The sequence below is a fragment of the Candidatus Hydrogenedentota bacterium genome, from assembly GCA_035416745.1.
Classification (GTDB): Bacteria; Hydrogenedentota; Hydrogenedentia; order Hydrogenedentales; family SLHB01; genus UBA2224.
Genome location: DAOLNV010000061.1, coordinates 13,490 through 35,202, shown reverse-complemented (window position 1 = coordinate 35,202; position 21,713 = coordinate 13,490). Strand labels below are relative to the sequence as shown.

At 61.7% G+C, this 21,713-nt stretch carries 10 protein-coding genes; 3 read left to right on the top strand and 7 right to left on the bottom strand.

Features of this window, described 5'->3' with window-relative positions; genetic code table 11:
* Nucleotides 1-28: 28 nt before the first annotated feature.
* On the top strand, nucleotides 29-1,510 hold the full coding sequence (locus tag PLJ71_16380; protein HQM50266.1) for an arylsulfatase: 1,482 nt from the start codon (nucleotides 29-31) through the stop codon (nucleotides 1,508-1,510).
* A gap of 15 nt (nucleotides 1,511-1,525) precedes the next feature.
* Here PLJ71_16380 and PLJ71_16375 read toward each other — a convergent pair whose 3' ends face one another.
* The 5 genes from PLJ71_16375 to PLJ71_16355 all read right to left on the bottom strand — a co-directional run bounded on the left by PLJ71_16375 (nucleotide 1,526) and on the right by PLJ71_16355 (nucleotide 13,901).
* Complete coding sequence (locus PLJ71_16375; protein HQM50265.1) at nucleotides 1,526-5,089, bottom strand: SpoIIE family protein phosphatase; 3,564 nt, start codon at nucleotides 5,087-5,089, stop codon at nucleotides 1,526-1,528.
* Between the two features lie 188 nt (nucleotides 5,090-5,277).
* On the bottom strand, nucleotides 5,278-6,810 hold the full coding sequence (locus tag PLJ71_16370; GenBank protein HQM50264.1) for a DUF1080 domain-containing protein: 1,533 nt from the start codon (nucleotides 6,808-6,810) through the stop codon (nucleotides 5,278-5,280).
* Nucleotides 6,811-6,853: 43 nt separating this feature from the next.
* Entirely contained in the window at nucleotides 6,854-8,173 is a 1,320-nt protein-coding gene (locus PLJ71_16365) for a Gfo/Idh/MocA family oxidoreductase (GenBank protein ID HQM50263.1), read from the bottom strand.
* Between the two features lie 41 nt (nucleotides 8,174-8,214).
* Nucleotides 8,215-9,645 (bottom strand): uroporphyrinogen decarboxylase family protein, encoded by a 1,431-nt coding sequence (locus PLJ71_16360; protein ID HQM50262.1) that lies wholly within the window; start codon nucleotides 9,643-9,645, stop codon nucleotides 8,215-8,217.
* 41 nt (nucleotides 9,646-9,686) lie between these two features.
* The gene (locus PLJ71_16355) at nucleotides 9,687-13,901 is read right to left on the bottom strand and encodes a discoidin domain-containing protein (protein ID HQM50261.1); all 4,215 of its coding nucleotides are present in this window, start codon (nucleotides 13,899-13,901) and stop codon (nucleotides 9,687-9,689) included.
* Between the two features lie 299 nt (nucleotides 13,902-14,200).
* Between PLJ71_16355 and PLJ71_16350 the strand changes: the two genes are divergently transcribed.
* The gene (locus tag PLJ71_16350; protein HQM50260.1) at nucleotides 14,201-15,238 is read left to right on the top strand and encodes a Gfo/Idh/MocA family oxidoreductase; all 1,038 of its coding nucleotides are present in this window, start codon (nucleotides 14,201-14,203) and stop codon (nucleotides 15,236-15,238) included.
* Between the two features lie 214 nt (nucleotides 15,239-15,452).
* Here PLJ71_16350 and PLJ71_16345 read toward each other — a convergent pair whose 3' ends face one another.
* Both PLJ71_16345 and PLJ71_16340 read right to left on the bottom strand, forming a co-directional pair.
* On the bottom strand, nucleotides 15,453-16,802 hold the full coding sequence (locus PLJ71_16345) for an ABC transporter permease (protein HQM50259.1): 1,350 nt from the start codon (nucleotides 16,800-16,802) through the stop codon (nucleotides 15,453-15,455).
* Between the two features lie 64 nt (nucleotides 16,803-16,866).
* Nucleotides 16,867-17,829 carry a substrate-binding domain-containing protein gene (locus PLJ71_16340; GenBank protein HQM50258.1) on the bottom strand — a complete coding sequence of 321 codons (963 nt, stop codon included), beginning with the start codon at nucleotides 17,827-17,829 and terminating at the stop codon, nucleotides 16,867-16,869.
* Between the two features lie 310 nt (nucleotides 17,830-18,139).
* On the opposite strand from PLJ71_16340, the gene PLJ71_16335 reads away from it, so the two are divergent.
* On the top strand, nucleotides 18,140-21,679 hold the full coding sequence (locus PLJ71_16335; protein HQM50257.1) for an SUMF1/EgtB/PvdO family nonheme iron enzyme: 3,540 nt from the start codon (nucleotides 18,140-18,142) through the stop codon (nucleotides 21,677-21,679).
* Nucleotides 21,680-21,713: the final 34 nt, after the last annotated feature.

The window sequence follows — 21,713 nt, the reverse complement described above, 5'->3', positions numbered from 1 at the left end:
TGAGGCCGCATGAGAGGGGGATTCGGACATGGATACATTGAACCGCCGCAGCTTTCTGAAGACCTCCGTCCTGCTTTCGGCCGCCTTCGTCAGCGGCGGCTGCGCCCGCAGCCGCGCGGCGGGCTCGAGCACGCGCGTGCCTCGCCGCCCGAACATCGTATTCATCATGGCCGATGACATGGGATACGGCGATCCCGGATGCTTCAACCCCCATTCGAAGACCCCGACTCCCGCCATCGACCGTCTTGCCCGGGAAGGGGTCCGGTTCACGGACGCTCATGCGCCGGGGGCCTGGTGCGTGCCGTCGCGGTACGGGCTGCTAACCGGCCGGTACCCGTTCCGTACCACGCTCGATGTAACGCACAGCATCATCGAGAACGGCCGGATGACCATTGCCTCGCTGTTGAAACAAAATGGATACCACACTGCGTGCATCGGCAAATGGCACCTCGGATTGGAGGGCGAGGCCGAAAAGCTCGATTTCAGCAAGCCTATGCGGGGCGGTCCCATCGACCACGGTTTCGACTACTTCTTCGGCATGCACGCATCGCTCGACATCCCCCCTTACTACTATATCGAGAATGACCGGTGCGTGGCGGCTCCGGCGGAACACATTCAGGCAAGCAGCAGTCCGAACGTGACCCCGGTTCAGGGGGCGTTCTGGCGCGAAGGCGGTATTGCGCCCGGCTTCAAACACGAAGATGTACTGCCCTTGTTTACGGAGAAGGTGACGGGCTTCATCCGGGAACACCGCGCACAACAAGGAAATGCCCCCTTCTTTGTCTATTTCGCGCTGGCGGCGCCGCATACGCCCTGGCTGCCCACCGGCTCATTCAAGGGCATGAGCGGTTGCGGCGATTATGGAGATTTCGTCGCACAAGTGGATTCCGCGGTTGAGACGGTCTTGAAAACGCTAGAAGAATTGGAGCTGGAAGAGAACACCCTCGTCATCTTCACCAGCGACAACGGCCCCGTTTGGTTTGCGGCCGACGTAGCCCGCTACGGGCACCGTTCCACCGGCCTGCTTCGCGGAATGAAATCGGATTCATACGAAGGCGGGCATCGCATGCCTTTTGTCGCGCGGTGGCCGAACATCATCCCACAAGGCAGCGTCTCAAACGAGCTCATCTGCTTCACGGACATGTTGGCGACGTTCGCGGCCATTGTCGGAACAGAACTCCCGCAGAACGCGGGCGAGGACAGCTACAACGTGTTGCCGGCCATGCTGGGCGAACCCTGCGAGGGCGGGATCCGCGAGGCCCTCGTGGCGCATTTGTCGATACGGCAGGGCGACTGGAAACTCATCTTCGGCGACGGCGAGGGAAACTTGAGCCGCCGGTACGGCGGCGGCGAACCCCGAAACCCCCGCCAGATACCCGGAGAACTCTTCAATCTCGCCGAGGACATCGGCGAAACCACCAACCTGTATGAATCGAACCCGGAAATCGTGGCGCACCTGTCCAAGTTGATGGACAAGTATCGTGAAGAGGGCCGCAGCGTGGCCCGGTAGCAAAGCCGCCCGGGCCTACGTGAATTCAACAAGCATAATCACCTGATCGTCGTTCGGGCGCCGCCCGGCTTCGTGCGCGCGAAGCATGCCAACCAGTTCCGCCACAGCTCGCGAGGATTCCCCTTCGAGATGGCCGATGGCGTCGCGCAAACGCTTCTCACCAAACGCCTCGCCGCTCGGAGACAACGTTTCCACTACGCCGTCCGTGTACAACCACAGGGTCGAGCCGGTCTCGATCGTGAGCGTCCGTTCGGAGTAGGTCCAGTCCCCCAGGACGCTCAACGGGATGTCGCCCGTATGCTCGAGTTCGGCGACCGTGCCGTCCGGCGTTCGAATAAGGGGGGGATTATGGCCCGCATTGCAATAAACCACGGTGCGCGCGTCGAGGTCGATCATGGCGAGGAACCCCGTCACGAAAGTCTGCCTCACCGTGTGCGCCATGAGATATTCATTGAGATAGTTGAAGATTCTCGCGGGCTTGGAATCTTCTCCGCAGCGGACCCGCAGCAAGGTCGAAAGCATGGTCACGATAACAGCGGAAGAGGGGCCATGGCCGGACACGTCGGCAATGAGCACAAGCCAGCGGGAATGTTTCTTCAGGTCGGCGCCAGGGGCTGCTCCAACGGGAAGCACGTCGTAGTAATCGCCGCCCGCGCGGTCGAACGTCGACGAAAAGGCGCGCACGCGCATCCCGCGCACGGTCGGCATGGAATGGGGCAGGAGGGCGCGCTGAATATTGGCGATTTCGTCGACCTCGCGCTGGATCCAGGCGCTGTCTTCGTTGCGCTTGATCTGATTCCAGGCGCTGGTCATAAGCAATTGAAACTGGCTCACGTCCGTGTCTTCGTAGTCGAACGCTTTGTTGGCGACGGCGGCTACGGACACCACCAGGTCGCCCTCGATGATGGGCACGGCCAGAAACCGCACGAAGACATCCCGGCACGCTGCCGGAAGCGTTTCGCCTTGCAGCGTCACGGGCTTGCGCGTGCGCTGCAAAGTCTCCCACAGACCCTCGTCGGCGAGAGCGGGTTCGATGCGCGCCCAAGGCATCTCGTTTTCGAGTTTTTCCTGGGAGGCGCTTTGTTCGAGCACAAACGCGCCGGTCGCTGGCTCGAAGCGCCCCATGACCCCGAACGCGCTTCGTGTCACTTCGACGGCGCTTCGCAGCACGACGGAGCTCATTACCCGCGGCGAAGGGTCGGTCATCTCCTGCAGTTGCAGCAGCGTCTCGAGACGGCGGTTCTGCAGCAGGACGGCGTCTTCGGCGCGCGCACGCCGAAACGCGGCAACGAGGATTCCGCCCACCACCTTGAGGAGGCGGATATCATCCTGGGCCCACGCCACCTTTCGCGATATGGAACTGAACCCCAGCAAACCGAAGATTTCGCCGTGCCAAAGCATGGGTACATCGAGAAGGCTCTGGACGCCGTGGGAAAGCAACGCCTCCTTTTCGCGCGCGGCGGCTTCCGGCAGCGCCCCGACTTCCTGCACGTTTACCGCGCCCTCGGAGACAATCGTGTGAGCAAACCAAGGGAAAACGCCGGGGTCCAGAGCGGTATTCTCCATCTCAAACGAGGCGATCCCGGGCGCACACCATTCATGAATCATGTCCAGCCTGGTCTTGCCCTCGGTCATCACGTAGATGTAGGCCCGGTCCGCGCCTACAAATTGCGCCATGGACCCCAACACTTCGTCCACCGTATCTCTCAGGCCGGTGCTGGTAACGCGCAAGAAACGCGAAGATGCCGCCGCAACCAATTCTTCCATCTGGACCCGGCGAAGAAGGGATTGCTCGGCGCGCCGGCGGCGCGAAATATCGTTGCCGATGGACAGAATCTCCACAAGGTTGCCATCGTCATCAAAGATTGGCCGGTTGCTCCATGACATCCAGACCCGTTCACCGTTCTTCTTGATGTTCTCGTTTTCCTGCGTAACGTACTTCTCCGGATTACGCAAAACGTCGGCCACCATGGACCGCAGATCTTTGCCGGCGGCATCCGTTTCCGGCACGATCGTGCCCACGACGGAATGTCCAACGAGTTCTTCCCACGGCCAGCCGAAAAAGCCCTGCCCGTATTCGTTCATGAACGTGATTCGGCCTTGCGGGTCCCACCGCAGAACGACGCTGTTCACACCCTGGACCAGCTGCTTGTACCGGGCGCGGCTTTCGCGCAGCGCTTGTTCCGCCTGCCTGATTTCCGAAATGTCGTGCGCAAACAGCGCCAACTGCTCGGTCTGGCCGTCCCCGCTCTCGACAGGATAGAGCGTCACATCGAAGAACACGTCGCCGCGCCGGTCTTCGAAGCGCACGGGATGCCTCGACTCGAATGCCTCCTGTATTCTGGCCATGCGCGAATCGGCCAAGGCCGGCTGGAACAAGTCCTGGAAATTCGCTCCGGTGATCTCCTCACGGTTCATACCCAATCTGCGCGCTCCGGCGTCGTTCACATCAACAATCCTGCCGTCGCGTTTCACAAGGAAGGCGGAATCCAGGGTGGCATTCATCAGCGCGCGGGAAGTCTCTTCGCTATAACGCAGCGCTTCCCGTGAAGCTTCGAGAGCTTCCAGCATGCTGTTAACCGATTCGGCCAGGCGGGCGAGTTCGTCGTTGCCGCGCAGGACTACGCGGCGGCGAGCGTCCCCGGAACCGGCAATTCCGCGGACCTCGTTTTCCAGCGAAGCAACACGGGAAAGAACGGAATACCGGAGCAGAACAATGACCACCGTCCCAAAAACAATGCTTGTGATGAGCAACGATAAAAGGAGCGTCTGGCCCGTGATGACCTTTGCGACGTGGATATCGCGCGGCAATTCGGCATACAGCGTCAGCACCGGGGCGCCCTTCATGTCTTCGATACGGGCGTACGCCGCCATCACAAGGTCATCCAGCGCTTGGGCGCAGATGCCGCCTGGCTCCTCCAGTTGCGCTCGAAGGGGTGGAGGGGTGGCCTCCCAGTCCAATGCCGTGACTTTGCGCTCGAGAAACTCGCCGCTTTGCGCGGCAAGACTGCCGTCAGCATAGCGGCCGAGAATCAGAGTGCCGCGAACAGGGCCTTCGAAATCGCTGGACACAATAGGGCGCGAAACAACCAGCATCGGGTCCTCGGGCAAATCGACAAGTCCCGAATGCGCCGATTCCGGGGAAGTGTGCCCGCGCAACTCGGGAGTCGATCCAACGGCACGAAGAAAAGCCTGAGAAACGGGTTGGGTCCGGCGTTCGAGCATGTCGTATCCGCGGGCAAAGACAACGTTCCCTTCGGGATCCAGCACAAGAATGACGTTCAGGCCCAGAGACTCAAACGCGCTGTCAACAAAGTTGGATTCCTCGAAGTCCGTATCCGGATGTTGCACATAGGCGGCCATGGCATCCCACGCGGACAGTTGTTGAAGATGTACGTCCAGTTGCTGGAGCCGCGACAGATAGGCGCGGCGGATCATCTCGGTCTCGCGGCGGGCACGGGTCATCTCATAATCGTCGAATCCGCGCAACAAGACATACCGGGACACCAGGTACAGCCCTGCCAGAAGGCATACCAGTGTGACGCCGATAATGATAAGAGTCTTTCGCTGTAAGGTCATAGGGATCATTTGGCCTCGGCTGGCAATAGTATGGCAAAAGAGCGTGGGCAGCGGGAAATACCCCGTCTGCGGAATATTGCGCCAGCCTCCGCGTGTTCACTTCGCCCCAAATCAGGGGCTCTCTTGCGCGAACACCCGCTTACAGGCCCCTAATTCCTGGACTTCCTCCTGGGGCACTGCGTCAGGCCCTATCCCTCAATCCCGCACAGTTTCCGCCACGCGCCCATCGAGCGGGTCAGGCTTTCGCGCACGTCGCCGCCGATGCCGTACCCTTGAAGACCAATCGGCCCCTGATAGCCCGTTTCCTGAAGAATATCAAGCACTTGGCCCACATCGACCGAACCCCGGTCGAGGGTCTGGATCAGCTCGTTCCAGCTATTCCCCGGGTCAGCCCCGTTGATGGTGACCATGAACAGGTACGGCCCAGCAGCCTCGAGACGCTGGCGCAAATCTTTCCCATCGACCATAAGCCAATGGCATAGGTTAAAGGTCGCGCCAACGTTGGGACGCTGGGCCTTCTCGGCAACACGCACCGCATCTTCTACGCGTTCGACCCAGAAACCCGTGTGAGGATAAATGGCGATACGGAGCCCGTACTTCGCCGCCGTGTCCGCAAGCGACTGAACGGCTTTTACCGCATCCGCATCGCCGTCGGTGGACGATACACCGTATTTCTTGCTCAACAGGGGGGTCCAGAGGACGGTTTCGCGCCCCTCGAGCAATCTCATCGCGGGTTCCCAGGCCGCAGCGTCGAATTCGCCGGGGTCGATGCTGACGCTTTCATAAACGCCGAACAGCCGCAAGCCGTGAGCGTCCAGCGCGCGCAGCATTTCTTCAACACCGGCTACGCCGGAAACGTCTTTCCCGTCGTAGCCCAGCTGTTCGAGCATGGCGGCCTGTTTCTCGGGAGTATCGCGTTCCGCGTCCTTGGTGCCAGTGTCCATCGCGAAGAACGGAAACATGCGGACCTCCTTTCCGCCGAACGGCAGCATCCACACGTTGCGGTAGCCCACGGGGCCGTGATCGCCTTGCAGCATCAAGGGGCCAAGTGCCTTTTCGTCGCCGTAAAGACTGGCGCGCGTCGGCCCGCTAACCTCTTGGGCATCGTGAACGACTTGGCCATTATGGATAACACGCTCGAACCGCGCGTTGGCAATCTTGTTGCCGCCAGCATCAAACCGGGGCGCGCGGAAGATGACATCGAACCGCTGCCACACGCCTGGCGGGCTGGCAGCGTTCACGCGAGGCGGAACCCCTTCATAACCTTTGGGTTCGCGGCTTTCGTCCCAGCGCTGGTAGATGCCGCCGCAATCGGAGTACTGCGGCTCCGCGACGCCCCAGCTGTCGAGCACCTGGATCTCGTACCGCCCTTGAAAATAGACGCCCGAGTTCGACTCGCGCGGCACTACAAACTCGATGTGCGCCCGCACATCCCCAAATTCTTCCTTGCTGACCAGGTGCTTCGTGTTGCCCGTAGGACCGTTCAAGACGATGCCGGCGCCCGGCACCCCCGTCAGCTTCTTGGCGTCGGCGGGATCAAGCACGGCATCTCTTGCGGCAAACCACTCCCCCGTGTCGCCAGCCCACGCCGAGAAGTCCGTGCCAATGAGCCCGCGCGCTCCTTCGGGAGCCGCTTCACCCGCGCCTGACGCGTCGCTCCACGCCGTCACAAGAAGAACGGCCATAATCCCGATTGCTGTCACGAATCCTCGATCTCCCATGGCTGCATACCTCGCTTGGGCGGCTTGCGCCGCGATGCACCAACTATCCAATGGTCCAGGGCGCCCGCTTCGGCCGGTCCAGCATCAAGTTGGCCTGGACGTCGTTCACGAACCGCTCCCGGTCCGGGTCCCACCGCAACTTTCTGCCGAGGGTCATCGCGATAAGCCCGATGTGACTGATGGTAATCGAGCGGTGCCCGGTTTCCGCCGGCGCATACGTGTCCTCGCGGGTCTTTACGCAGTCCAGAAAATCCCGCTGCTCGCGCTGGGGACATGTCCGCAGCCGGATCTCGTTCGGGCCGATGGGTTCCTGCAGCAGCCGGGGCGAACTGGCCTCAATGGTGTCCCAACCGCAACAGAGCCATCCCTCGGCGCCCTCGAACCGGATGCCCGGCGTGCCGCTCCTGCACACCAGAATGACGCCGTTGGCGTATTCATAGGTGATTTCCCAGTGGGTCGGGGCGTTATAGAGCATGCCATGCGGAAACACGCCGTGCCCTTCGACGCTTACGGGACCAGTGTGCTCGGAATCATTCGCCCATTGGGCGATATCGTTGATGTGAGCGCCCCAATCGGTGAGATTGCCGCCCGAGTAGTCGAGGATCCAGCGGAAGTTCCAGTGGCACCGCGCCGGCGTGTAGTAGGCTTCCGGCGCGGGACCCAGCCACATGTCGAAATCGAATCCCTCCGGCACGGGTTCCGCGGGAGGATTGGCACCGTATCCCCCCTGGACGCTGTGACCCTTGGGAAGTTCCGTGGTGATCTTGAGAAGCTTGCCGATGCGCCCGTTACGAACCAATTCGCAGGCCAGGAGGAAATTGGATTTGGAGCGGTTCTCGCTGGCGGTCTGGAAGACCCGGCCGTACCGTTTCATCGTATCGCTCAGCACCCGGCCCTCGCGGACGGTAAGCGTCAGCGGTTTCTCACAAAAGACGTCCTTGCCGGCCTTCGCGGCCGCCACCGAGGGAATCACGTGCCAATGGTCGGGAGTCGATACCACGACGGCGTCGATGTCGTCGCGCGCAACGATCTCCCGCCAGTCCGTAGTCGTGAGGCAGCCTGAATACGCCCCCGACCGCGTGGTTTTTGCGTAATAGCGGTTCGTAGTCTCCTCGGCGCCTCTGAGCCGCTGGGAATCCACATCGCACAGGGCCACGACCTGGGCGTCCGCCTGCTGAATGAACATGGCGAGGTTGGCCTCGACGCCCTGGCTGCCCGTGCCGATGAACCCGAGCGTGATGCGGTTGCCCGGACGCACGGCGCCCGCCCCGCCCCATGCCCGCGCGGACACGACAACCGGCGCGGACGCGGCGAGACGCTTCAGAAAGCCGCGGCGCGTATGTACTATTCGCGATATAGCCACAGGCGTCCTGCCCGCTCCTGACGGAGCGCCTTTCGCTCATTCTAAAACGAGACTAGACAGTGCATGATGAAGGTGAAGCCCAGCGCGTCGATATCTTCCCAGATTCGCTTCACCAACGCGGCATCGCCCTGGATGGGCGGCAGTTCGGCCAGCTTCTCCTCCCACGGAATGCACACGCCGGGGGGGCGCCTGACGGTCCGGCCCACTTGCGGCGGCGACGCGGGAGGCGAGGTCTTCTTCCACTCGGCGTTGTCGGTGGGCTCTGATACTCCGCCCTTGTACACGCCGTATTCGCGTGTAAACTCGGTCATGGCGCGCACATTCTCGACCTTGGCGTCGTTCTGAATAATGGCGCTGGCATCCATGACATACCCGCCGTCCGCGCCCACCTCGTCAATGACCTTCTTGCACCGGTCCTTCACCTGGGCCGGCGTGCCGTACGTCAGCAGATAGTTTGGAATACCCCCCGTGATGCAGAACCGGTTTCCGAGAACCTTGTGTGCCTCAAAGATGTCCGCCTTGTCGACGTGATAAACGATGCTTCCCGCGGGAAGTTCGGCGAATGCTTCGAGATGGGCGTTCCAGTCGCCCTCGGCATAGAACAAGACCTGGTGGCCGGATGCCCAGATCGCCTCGATGATGGGCTTCAGCGTGGGCCAATAGAGCGTCTCGAACTTTTCCTTCGAGATGAACGGCACGCATCCCCGGTGCATCCAGATGGTAATGGGAACATTCTTTGCGGGGTCGGAGGTTGCCAGCGCCACGCTCAGGAGATGCGGCGCGAGGGCTTCGCACGCCGCCCTGACCTTGTCAGGCCGCTCGAACAAGTCCATGCTCAGCCCGACGTACCCGCGCAGCTTGTCGCCCAGGATGTCCAGGGGCGCCTTGAGAATGCCCGCGATGGCGCCGGGCATGCCGCATTCGGCCCGCATGCGTTGCCCTTGAGCCCCGAACCCCACAAAATAGTTCCACATGGCCATGCCGCCCTTGAGTAACGCCATGTTGCTGCGGAAGGTGCTCGGCTCGCCGGGTTTCACGATGTCCTTCGAAACCCGCGGCAGCCACGTGTTGAACAGGAAGCCCGTCGGGTCGGCGATCAGAGCGTCATATTCGTCGGCCCGCATGAATTCCTCGCCGTGGGGCGGTTCGAGATACTGAAACCCTGTGTCGGTGGGCACATCGATGCCGGGCGTGCCGTAGTAGCGCAACCCGATGGCCTGGCTGAGTCCCGTCCACACGTACACCATGTTGGGAACCATGGCGTCCCAGTCGAAATCGATGGCGCACTTGCACACCGCATCGAACGCCTGCTGGAAATCGTGCGTTACCTGCTGGCAGGTGTACCCGGCGTATTTCGCGGTGAACTCGGCAACAAACGGCCGGAGCGGCACGCGGTCGGGCTTCTTGTTTCGCAGGGCGGTCACGTAACGCTTGAGGCGTTCCTGGTAGCGTTTCTCCATGCTCTCTGCCATCGGAATTCTCCCCTCCCTTTACGGGTTTCACTCGAAACGCGCTACTCGGTGCGCGCCATGTGTTCCCGCTCCGCAGGACGCTCATCGCGGTTGATGTAGTCCGGCCACAACGGGCAGTTCAGATCGATCCAGGCCTTGATCCGGTGCATTTCATCGCGGGTGAGTTCAACGTGGTGATGGCCCTTGTTGAGCACCTCCCAGAGTGGGCTTTTCAGGGTCCCCAGGCTCAAAGGTCCGGCTTTCTCGCAGCCGCCGTCGTTCCAGCGCATATCGGCGTAATGGACAAGCCCCCGCTCGATCAGGGTACGGAACGATCTCGGCACCTTGTCGCCGTCAAGTTCGCCCCGCAGGTCAAGACCATCTTTGCGGCCGGCGTCGTGGCAACGCACACATTTCGCGTTCAGCACAGGCTGAACAACTTCCTCATACGAGAACGGCTTGCCGTCCCATTCCGCAACCTCCAGTTCGACGGGCCCCCTGGCTTTCATGCGGGCGCCGTTGCGCGGGGCCTGCTGCCGCGACTCGTGACAGCCGATGCAACTGCGCCTCTCGCCGGGCTGCAACTGTACCACGCTGCGCATCCGCTGGAGCTCATTCAAATCCTCGTCCAACGCCTGAAAATACAACGTCCTGCCTGCCGGCGCCTTGAAATGAGCCGACCCGTCGGCTTCAACCGGAACGATGCCGTGCGGCGCTTTGGCCACATACGTCGGCCAGCCGTAGGGGCCGCTCACCTTGTGGGTCGGCGTCGCATACCAGTCCATGAATTCAACATGGTCGTTCTGGTATGCGCCGTCAGGCAACTGGCGGAGATTGGAACGCACTTCTTCCACGACGCGTATATACTTCACCTGTCCGCGCTCGACAGGCGGCGAAATCCCGGCATAGACGTCCTGCAGCACGAATTCGCCCGTCCCCTCCTTCGTTTCCGAGACGTTCGCGAGCACGGGTGGCGTCGGCCGGGGTTTCAGGATGGTCGGGCACATTGACGAGATCGCTTCATCGGCATACAGCACCTCGCGGTTGCCGTACCGGTCGATGATGAACAACTGGAAACTGTCGCGGGGGGCATGCGAGCACAGGAAATAGTCGTGCGAGAGCGGGACCGGATCGCGGAAGCATTCCTCGGGGGGCCACATCCCCGGACGCGGCACTTCGGGTGTAAGGGTGGTGATGGCCTTTTCGTTGAACCGCCCCTTGTCCGTATCAACCAACGCGATGGGGCCGTTCAAGTCGCCAAAGTGGCTGATCAAGGTGCACACGAATTCGTTAGTGCCGGGCACTTCGCGTCCATTAGCGTATCCATTGGGCTGGATGATGTCATTACCAAAGATCAACTCGGGGTTCGAGCCATCCGGGCGTATGCCCCACAGTGTGTGCCCGAAATCAGCCCCTTTGTCCTGGTATTCGGAGCGGGTCCACACAATCCGCCCATCATTCATGACCGATGGCGCCCATTCACTCAGATTGGCAAACGACAACGGCTGAATATCGCTTCCGTCCGGCCGCATGCGGAAAAGCACAAAGGCCTGGGGCCGCCAACACAGGTAGCGCATTTTGCACCGGGTCGAGATCATCGCCAGGTCGCCGTCAGGCAGCGGGCATGGCCAGAAATCGTGGAACGGACCGTCCGTAAGCTGTTTGAGCCCGCTTCCGTCAGGATTCATGCCTATGACGTGGAAATACCCGTCCTCCGAGGGCCGGTAGGCGAAATAGATCTTGTTCAGCGCGAAATCGGCCATGGGGTCGCGCGAAATGCCTTCCCCCGAATCGAACAGTGTGGTTACGGCCGCGTTTTCGGGCGCGAGCCGGCCGTCCCGGCGCGGCACATCCAAGACGCAGACGCCGCCGCCGCCGCGGAACGGCGCATCCAGCAGCACGCTGTAGTTGTGGGAGGGCATGTAAGGCTGCCGTTTCACAAACAGCACGCGCTCCGCCCCTGCGATATCCGGATCACGAAGAAACAGCTCCCGTTTCACGACACGGGCGGCGAAGAACGTTTCCCGTTCGAGGGCGCGGTCCGGGGCTTGGCCCGCCATGAGACTCCGCTGCGTTTCGAAGTCCGCAAGCGCCGCGCGTTCCCGGGATACGTCAAGCCCCTCTTTCGCCAGACGGCTGGTCATCTCGCGCATGAGCTCGAGCGTACGCCTCAGAGGCTCGTACCGGAACAGGTGCAGCTCGTATGTGTTCAACCCGTCATTGAGCGACACCGCGCATTCCGGTCCGAGCGGGCCGCCGGTCGCCGCGAGCGTGAACTCGCGGGACTCGCCGGGCTGGAGAATGGTCTCGCCCTCCGCGTTCAGGTTGCCCCGGAGCGCCACAGGCCCTTCCGCGCCGTGAGCAGCGGCGCGCACCTTGAACACCCCGTCGATACACGGCCCTTCCTGCGCAATGGCCAGCGGCGCGCTTAGAAAATGAACCGGCCGGCCCTGGGCGCTCGTGTGTTTCCCGCGCAACCCCAGTCCAACGCGCAATCCCGCGTCCCTTAGGCCCGGCAGAAGCTCCAACGGTATGGCCGCCTCGAAGACCGCATAGTCCGCGTCATGAGCAGCCTCAATCGCAATGGTTTGTGCGAGAACAGCACGGTTGCCGTCTTCCTTATACAGGTTGAACGCGAGCGTTCCATCGTCAGACAGCGCGAGGATTCCGGCGGCTTGCCAATCCAGAGTCGACACAACGGCGAGATGCGCGCTGAGGACGCGGTCCATCTCGAACGCCAAGTACAAGGAATTCGCGCAGATGCCCGCACGCACGGCATGGGTTACCAGAGGACCGGCCTCCCAATCGTAAGGATAGGCTACGCGCGCCTCGCCCCGCGACGCCCAGCGCCAGCACTCGTCGTTCAATGAGCCGTCAATCGTTGGCGGACACGGCATGACCGGCAGGGGAAGCTGGTCATCGCCCGCGTGATGCGGGTATTCCTTTACGCGGCCATTGTACGGCACCAGGTTCGGGTTGAGATCCGCACGTCCGTAAGCCTTCAGCCACGCATGTTCCTCGCCGAGGAACGCGTAACGCAGGGCATCGTCGTCTACGCCGCCGGGGCGGGATTGCGGCCCTTCGGGCTTTTCTGGCTGAGCCTCGATGGGCCCGATTTCGGCCAGGGTAATCGCGGTCTCGCGCCCGTATATCTCAATTTCGTCGATGCGCGCGTTGCCGTTTTCACCTTTGTCGAGCGCAATTCGCACCCACCGCGCACGGACGGGCGCGAACCGGAACACCGTGCGCCCGTGCACTGCCTTGCCGGAGTCATGCGTGTAGACGGCATTCCACGAAGGGGCATCGCTGTCCGGGGCGTAGTCGACCGCCGTGAGGATACGGAAACCGGTGGCCGCACGGTCCGAATATTGTCCCGACGAATCGTTTCCGAGGGCCACCTCGTATATCCAGTACGCGGCCCCGAGATCGACCTCGGCCCAGGAGGGTTCGCCGTCGCTGATCCAACTGTGCTCGTTTCCCGCAAGGCCGTCGTTCAAGTGCGGGATCCGGTGCTGCTCGTATCCCTCGAGCAAAGACGAAGCGTTCGCCTCAGCTCCGCCCCCGAGCGCCAGGTTGACGAAACCCTCTTTGTTGGCTCGGGCCACATCCAGGCTGCTCGGAGCCGCCGCAAGCGCCGCTTCGCCCGTAATGACAGCTGGGGCGGGCGGCGGGGCCGGGAACGCCGGCGCCGCCCCGGCCCGGCTTGCTCGCAATGTTACCTCCCCCGCCGTGGTCTCGATTTTGCGAACCCTGCGCCAGGTCTGACCGTCGAGCGAGAGCTGTACCTCGAACACCGTCGGCACCCGGTCTCCGAAGGACCGGCTACGGTCACGCGAAATAACAACTCGGGCCACCTCGCACGGCTCTGAAAAGGCAATCTGAGCCCACTCCGGTCCGCTCGTGGCGGGGATCCAGCTATAGTCGTTGCCGTAACGGCCGTCGTTGAGATGAGCAACCGCGTGCTGCGCGTATCCGGGCAGGCAGGAAGAGGCGGACGCCTTCGCGCCGTCCTTCTCGAGCGCCAGGTTCCGCGCGCCGTCACGGCCGTACACTTCGAGCTCGTCGATACACGCCTCGTTTCCGGAATTGGCCGCCGAGACCAGCACCCGCACATACGCCGCCGGTTGGGGTTCGAAATCGACGGGATAGGGTTTGTCAGAATAAATGACCGGGGTCTCTCCCCATACCCCGGAACCCGCAATAAGAATTACGAGCGCCACGGCGATCGCGAACCGATATTTCCTCCAACGGCGGAGCGGCCGGTAACGTGTCTTCATATGCCCTTCTCCGATAACGCGCGTTCTGGCAGCATTTCTGCATCTATGGTAGGCGCAAACGGCACCGGGTGTCCACCATGGCCCGCATCGCAGACATCGGGGTACGGCATGGGCAATGGTTGCTGCACACGTCGCGGAGGGTAATGCCACATGCTCGCCATTGAATAGCCCCCGGAGCACACCCGCGTGCAGAGAAAACCTGCCACGCGCCAAAGTGCCGCAGGCACGCCCGTATTTTGCCTTTGCTGAATCGATTTGTCACAATTGGGGGCAAACCGCATGAGACAGGGAGAACTACCATGAGATCGTTTCGCGACTATGCGCTGGTGATTGTTACGGTGGCGTCGGTGGTGTTTGTGGGCGCGGCGCAGGGGCAGGACGCCGAGTTCCGCATCGGCATGATTGGCCTCGACACGTCCCACGTAATCGCGTTTACCAAGACGTTCAACGACCCCAACGCGCCGGACCACGTGCCGGGGTTCAAGGTCGTGGCGGCGTTCAAAGGCGGCAGCAGCGACATCGAATCGAGCTACAGCCGCGTCGAAGGGTACACGCAGCAGCTGCGCGATGAGTTCGGGGTGAAGATCGTCGATACCATCGAGGAATTGTGCACCCTCGTGGACGGGATCATGCTCGAGAGCGTAGACGGACGCCCCCACCTCGAACAGGCGCGGCCGGTATTCAAAGCGGGCCTTCCCCTGTTCATTGACAAGCCCGTTGCCGGCTCGCTGGCCGACGCCATCGAGATATTCCGGCTCTCAAAGGAACACAACGTGCCGTGCTGGAGCTCTTCCTCATACCGGTACTACCCCGGCCTGGTCGAGATGATGCAGAAGGATTTCGGCGAACTCCGGGGCGCGATCTCCTACGGCCCCGCATCCATTGAGGAACACCATCCCGACCTCTTCTGGTACGGCGTGCATGCTACCGAGGCGCTGTTCACCGTGATGGGCCCGGGCGTACAGACCGTCGTCCGCACCCATACCGACAACACCGACGTGGTCACGGGCGTGTGGGAAGGCGGCAAGGTGGGAACCCTTCGCGGCCTTCGCGAACAGGCTGCCCCGAACCAGGTGATCATATTCGGCACGAAAGAGGTCTTGCTCCAGGGCTCCGGAGGAGGATACGGACCGATGCTCGTGGAGATAGCCAAGTTCTTCAAGACGCGCGAAGTCCCCGTTTCCCCGCGGGAGACCATTGAAATCTTCGCGTTCATGGAAGCCGCTGACGAGAGCAAGCGCCAGGGAGGCGTGCCGGTCAGCGTCGCCGAGGTCCTCGAAAAAGCCTCCGGCGGCAAGCCACTCCCCTACGAAGTACCCGCGAAAGAGGGGTCCTGACCACCCACTCAAAGGCTGGCCCAAAGACTCACGCGAGCCCGCCTGTTCCAAAGGGCGGCGCAAGAGCTCGGTTCGCCGAAGAGCGGTCTCTGCCTGCCAGCGCCCGGGTGTGGCTCTCACTACCCGAAGGGGGGCCAGCGGGACCCATGAGACACATATAGGCCCCACGGGCCGTATAGGTCCCGTGAAACTACAAAGAAGTTGGAGCGCTTCGTCAAGAACGCCCTGCTCGTCGCAGCCAGCGGATCCCGAATCCCTTCTTCTTTAGTCCATCGAGCAGCACCGCGCCAAGGATAACAAAGCCGAGGACAACGTTCTGGGTGTAGCTTTCGACGTTGGTCAGGTTCATGCCGTTTTGGATGACCGCAATGATGAAGGCGCCGATGAGGGTCCCCGGGATGCGTCCCTGACCGCCCGAGAGACTTGTTCCGCCCACAACCACCGACGCGACGATGTAGAGTTCGTACATCGGAGCATAGGTCCCGGCGCCGCCCTGCAACTGCGAGGCCATCACGACGCCGCCTACGCCCGCAAGAGCGCCCGTGACCGTGTAGACGAACATGAGAACGCGCCGGTTGGGGATGCCCGAGAGCCGGGCGGATTCCGGATTGCCGCCCACGGCGTAGATGTGCCTCCCGAGCCGTGTCCCGCTCATGAGAATCCATGCCAGCGCGTAAATCACGAGCATGAGCACCACGGCGGCCGGGATGCCGAACCCGGCGCTGCCGCGGCCCAGCCACGTGAACCGGCCGGGAAACGCATAGATCGGCCGCCCTTCCGAGATGATGTACGCAAACCCCCGCGCCACGAGCATGATGGCGAGCGTGGCGATAAAGGGCGGCAGGTCGAACCGGGTGATCATCAGCCCCGAGAAGGACCCGAAACACGCGCAGGCCGCGATGCCGCCCAGCGAACACGCGATCAGTGCGGCGGTCGAAGCGTCCACGCCCCCCTTGTGCTTGACCAGCCACGCCGTGACGACGGTAGATAGCGCGATCAGGCTCCCCACCGAAAGATCGATGCCCCCGGTAATAATCACCATGGTCATGCCTACGGCGACGATCGCCATTACCGTGATCTGGTTCGCAACGTTCAGCAGGTTGTCGGTCTTTAGAAACGTCGGCCAGATGTAGCTCGGCGGAGGCATAAGGGGCACGCTCTCAAGACCCGGAAGATTGTCTTTGATGCGGGCTATCGTGGCATACGACTCGCTCGTAGTGAATATGAGCGTTGGCTTGTGCCCTCCCGACAGCAGTTCTTCGAAGACGGCGCGAACGTCTCGGGGACTCCCCGAGGCTATTGTGCTATCGATATTTCGGGCTTCAAGCAGGGCGGCCAGTCTCTGCACAAAGGCGGCGTCGGTATCCGAATCGCCCGCCGCGACTGCTACCGGCCCCTCCATCGTGCCCTCGAGCCGCGAGGCGATGGCCTCGGCCGCTTCCACACCTTCTGGATACACTTCGTTGAGTGTCGCAAAGGAAAAGTACGCGCAAAGCAACAGGAGAATAAACAACATCCCATAGTTCGAGAAGAAGCGCGACCATGTGTCCTTGGATAAAGGCACCGTATCCCCCTAATCGCGACTGTCTTGTTTCATGTTGCGGCCGGCTCGACCCTCGTAGACTGGTCTATTGCCCGGGACTCTCCTTCGTGAACAGGGCGCATGGGATAAGGATCTCGTCCGGAATCTCTTCGCCCCCCATGTACTTGGCGATCACCTCGATGGTTTTCCGGCCAATCTGGTCCGGTTTCTGGATGACGTCGGCATAGATCTTCCCGGCCTTGATGGCTTGACGGGCCTCTGGAACGGCGTCGAATCCCACAATTTTGACCCCGCCCTGTCTACCCGCCTTCTCGACGGCAGCCAGGGCGCCAAGGGCCGAGTCGTCGTTGATCCCGAAGATGCCGTCGAGGTCAGCGTGCGCCTGAAGAATGTCCTCGGCGGCCTTGAATGCCTTGTCCTTCACGCCGCCCCCCGGCAGGGCGGTGACGATCTCTACCTCGGGAGTCTTGGCCAGCTCTTCCCGAAATCCCTGGGTGCGCATCAGGACCGACTCCACCTCGGGATTGTCGATGATAGCCACTTGCCCGGAACCGCCGATGGCCTCGCGCAACGCCCGTGCGGCCAGACGGCCCCCTTCGAGATTATCCGTGGCCACGTGGCACTTTACGTCCACGCCTGCGGCCAGACATTTGATGTCCGCCGAGAATACGGGAATCCCAGCATCGTTGGCGGCCTTCACAGAGGTGCCAATGGACGTTGAATCCGCAGGGCACACGATAATGGCGTCGACTTTCCGAACGATGAAATCGGCGATTTGATCTTTCTGCCGGGCGACGTCGAATTCGCCCGTCGACACGAGCAGCTGGAAACCCTGCGCTTGGGCTTCCGCCAGCATCGCGGCCTCAAGATCTTGATAAAACGGATGCGTGCGCGTGAGCAACGCAACGCCGACCGTCGCTTTGCCCGCGGCGGGTTGCGCCGCTGCCGGACTCTCCGAGCCTGGCGACGCAGTATCCCCGCCTCCGCAGCCCGCGAGAACAGCCCCCAAAAGCACAACCGCAACCGTCACGATCGAGAGGTACTTCATTGCGTTCCTTCCCGCGGTGATGGCGCATGACCAAGATGCATGCGCCTGTGTACGCCCAACTATTCGTCTCAATGGTTCTGCAAGACAGGCATTCTACTCGAGGAATCGGGCCCTGGCAACAACGCGCCGCTATCCCGACCGTGAAATCCGGCCACGTAGAAGGTCCGGCCCCTTTGACACCAGCCGTAGGGCAGTTGACAGTCCCAACGTGTCAGCGTAAGGTACTAATTAGACATGTACTTACCGCAGGAGGCCTGTGTGAGGGTCTGGGGTCCGTCCAGAGAAACGCATCTGTTCGAGGGGGCGTATCATGAGTATCCGGAGCATCTTACCTTTCTATACATTCACTCTTGCTATCGTGCTGGTTCCTTTTGGTCTCGCCGGGTGTCCGGGTTCCAACAACAACGGTCCGGGGGATGACCGCGTGACAGTCCCGAATGTTGTCGGCATGACACTCACCGGCGCGGAAACGGCAATCACAGACGCGGGCCTGATTGTCGGCATCGTTACGAGGATGTACAGCGATGCTGTCCCGGCGGGTGAGGTCATGAACCAGAATCCCCCGGCCGGAAGACAAGTAAGCGGGGGCAGCGGCGTGGCATTGGTGGTGTCCCAAGACGCCGCGTCCCCGACCGTACCCGACCTGCAGGGTATGACGCGGGCGGAAGCGGAAGACGCGATCTTCGACGCGGGACTCACGGTCGGCGCCATCACCTACGAGCCCAGCCACTCCGTTGATGAGGGCATGGTCATCAGCCAGGACCCGCTCGCGGGCACGGGCGTGGCACCAAGCACACCCGTATCTTTCGTCGTTTCCGCAGGGCCGCAGGAAGAGCCGACCGCTGCGTTTACCATGAACCACAGTTCGGGCAACGCGCCGTTGATCGTACAGTTTGAAGATAGATCGACGCCGGGGCTGGGCGCCATCACTTCTTGGACGTGGTCGTTCGGCGACCCGGCCAGCGGCGCCGAAAACAACAGCGCCTTCCAAAATCCAAGTCACGTTTTCAATGACGACGGCGCCTATACCGTGTCTTTGACCGTGACTACCGCTCAGGGCGACAAAACCGTCACGCACGACATCACCGTGACGCCTGGCGCGGGCGAGATCGTCAGTCAAGACGTGCGCGTAGTCGACGACATTCCCACCCTGTCGCTGGACACGAGCAGCGGCTCCGACTACTCGTTCATTTACACCGGCAACGGTGTGCCGCCCGTCGAGCCCGGCGACATCCTGGTCGGCACGGAGGGCGGCGGCTACCTCCGGCGCGTCAAGACGGTCAAGTCGTGGCAAACGAAGGCCAACGGCGCCAAATCGGTCCCAATCACAACCGAGTTCTGCTCGCTGAACGAAGCCGTCATAAAGGGGTCGCTTGAGTTGGACGGGCCCATTCGGTTTACGGCGCAAGATTTCGCCAAGAGCGGCGCCGCCGTGTCCAAGTCTGATGCCACGCGCGTCGAGTTGGACGGCGCCTTGCTCCACAACGGAAATGGCGTTAGTGCGTCTATAACCACCGGCGCCATCGATTTCGCCCCCGAGATGGACGTACAAGTCGAACTGGAGGACGCCTCTCTGGCATATGTGAAGATTGCAGGCGCCGGGGTCTTAACGCTGGATTTCACCGCGAGAGTGGATGCTCGCGCAGTGAACATTGATACAGCGGGCCGGGACCTGATTGAACCGGTCACAATTGCGTTTTCCGGCATGGTAGGACCCGTGCCTGTCGAGGGAACCGCCACTATTTCGTTCGTGGGAGCGGTGAGCGTTCATGCCGAGGACGATTTCATTCTGGATAGTGGATTTTCGTCGAGCTCCGTGGTCACCATCGGGGGCGAGTACGTTGCTGATGGCGCCCCGCCGCTGAGAAACATCTCGGATTTGTCTCTGGACGCCGTGGCCCGTGGCCCGGAATGGTCCCTGAACGGCACCGCTGTCGCGCGCGTATATGTGCAACCCCAACTCGAGGTGGCTTTCTACAGCGTTCCCGCGCCATTGCTCCGCCTGAAACCCTACGCCGAAACCAGCATGGATCTGTTGCCGCCGCCAGCCCGCGCAGAGTTGATCGCCGGTCTCGACGCCTATCTGACGGGCAAAATAGACATTCTGGCCGCCGGCACGTGGGAACTCCCTGTCGAAGGTCCCAGTTACGCGTTATATCAATGGACGGACGAGGCCGGCACGCCGGATCTCGACGCCAGCGCCAATAGTGTGAGCATAAGCCCTGCAGCGCCGGGCGCAACCGTGACGATAAGCAACGTGGGCGAGGGCACCTTGAGCTGGACCGCGACTTCAGACAACGCCGCCGTGACGGTCTCCCCGGGCGCGTTTACGGGAAACAGCAACGCGGTCACTATCAGCACGGACAACTTCAGCGAGACGTACACGGCCCGAGTCACTTTCACAAATGCCGAAAACGCGGCGGACTCCGAAGCGGTCACCGTCTATGTTGAAAGCACGGGCGCCGGGGACGACGAAACCGTCATGTTGCCGGGCAATATCCCGCTCCAGATGCTATGGATCGAGCCGGGGGACTTCATGATGGGGCGGTATCCGGACGAGCAAGACAGCTACGAGTGGGAGGATCCCCAGCATCAGGTGGTCATCACCCACGGCTTCTGGCTGGGGAAATTCGAGCTCACGAAAGCCCAGTGGACGGCAGTAATGGGCACCACCCCCTGGGCAGGGCAGGAAGACGTGCTCGATGACCCGAACAGTCCGGCCGTGAACGTGAGCTGGAACGACGCGCGCGCATTCATCACAGAACTGAATGGCTTGACGGGCATGAGGTTCCATTTGCCTAGCGAGGCGCAGTGGGAATATGCCTGCCGGGCCGGAACTGCTACCCGCTTTTATTGGGGCGATGACCCGGATTATACGGTTGGCAATGCTTATTGCTGGTGGCGACCCAACACTTACGACGTGGGCGAGGAATACGAGCACCTGGTAGGGTTGAAGCTGCCCAACGCGTTCGGGTTATACGACATGAGCGGGAACGTCAAGGAATGGTGTGAGGACGACTGGCTGCAGGACTATGATCGCGCACCCGCGGACGGCAGCCCGTGGGTAGATACCGTGCGAAGCCGCTACCGTGTGGTCCGGGGTGGCGGTTGGGGCAGCATCCCGTACCAAGGCTGCCGTTCAGCGAACCGGTTCGCCGCTGAACCAACCTTCAGTTCCAACATTGGCTTACGTCTCGCCAGAAGCCTTGTGGATTCAGGGCCTCCGGATCTGATCGTGACCACTGACACTGTGGAATTGAATGTATCCTCCCCCAGTGCAACACTGACGGTAAGCAATGCCGGCGGGAATACCCTGAGTTGGACCGCCACATCCAACAAGCCCGCCGTCACGATTATACCAAGCACTTTCACAGGCAATAGTAAGGTGGTTACCATCGCCACAAGCAATTTCGACGAGGATTATGTGGCACAGGTCACCTTCACCAACGATGCCGATACAAGTGATCGCTCATCTGTCTGGGTTTACGTGGGAGGTTTCACGCCTCCGGACCTTACCGTCAGCACCAATTCCGTGAGCTTGAATGCGATGGCGAGCAGCGCAACGGTGACGGTCAGCAACCTGGGAGACGGCGACTTGAGTTGGACCGCTGCCTCAGACAACGCCAACGTGACGGCCACGCCGAACGCTTCCGCGAAAAACAGCACCGAGGTCACCATCGCCGCCACGGACTTCAGTCAATCTTACGCAGCACATGTCAGTTTCACGAACGCTGACAATGCCGCGGATGCGGAGGTAGTGACCGTGAACATCAGCACCAGCAGCAGCGGGGCCATGCCCGGAACATCGGCGCCGGTAACGGGCGGCTCTTCCAGAGTGCGTGACCGGTGAACCAAAGAAGGCTCGGCGGCCGCCCGTGCGGTGC

What these genes read in the sequence shown, in the direction of transcription:
- PLJ71_16380 (HQM50266.1), top strand. Translation starts at nt 29, where the DNA reads ATGGATACATTGAACCGCCGCAGCTTTCTGAAGACCTCCGTCCTGCTT.
- PLJ71_16375 (HQM50265.1), bottom strand. Translation starts at nt 5,089, where the DNA reads ATGACCTTACAGCGAAAGACTCTTATCATTATCGGCGTCACACTGGTA.
- PLJ71_16370 (HQM50264.1), bottom strand. Translation starts at nt 6,810, where the DNA reads ATGGGAGATCGAGGATTCGTGACAGCAATCGGGATTATGGCCGTTCTT.
- PLJ71_16360 (HQM50262.1), bottom strand. Translation starts at nt 9,645, where the DNA reads ATGGCAGAGAGCATGGAGAAACGCTACCAGGAACGCCTCAAGCGTTAC.
- PLJ71_16355 (HQM50261.1), bottom strand. Translation starts at nt 13,901, where the DNA reads ATGAAGACACGTTACCGGCCGCTCCGCCGTTGGAGGAAATATCGGTTC.
- PLJ71_16350 (HQM50260.1), top strand. Translation starts at nt 14,201, where the DNA reads ATGAGATCGTTTCGCGACTATGCGCTGGTGATTGTTACGGTGGCGTCG.
- PLJ71_16340 (HQM50258.1), bottom strand. Translation starts at nt 17,829, where the DNA reads ATGAAGTACCTCTCGATCGTGACGGTTGCGGTTGTGCTTTTGGGGGCT.
- PLJ71_16335 (HQM50257.1), top strand. Translation starts at nt 18,140, where the DNA reads ATGAGTATCCGGAGCATCTTACCTTTCTATACATTCACTCTTGCTATC.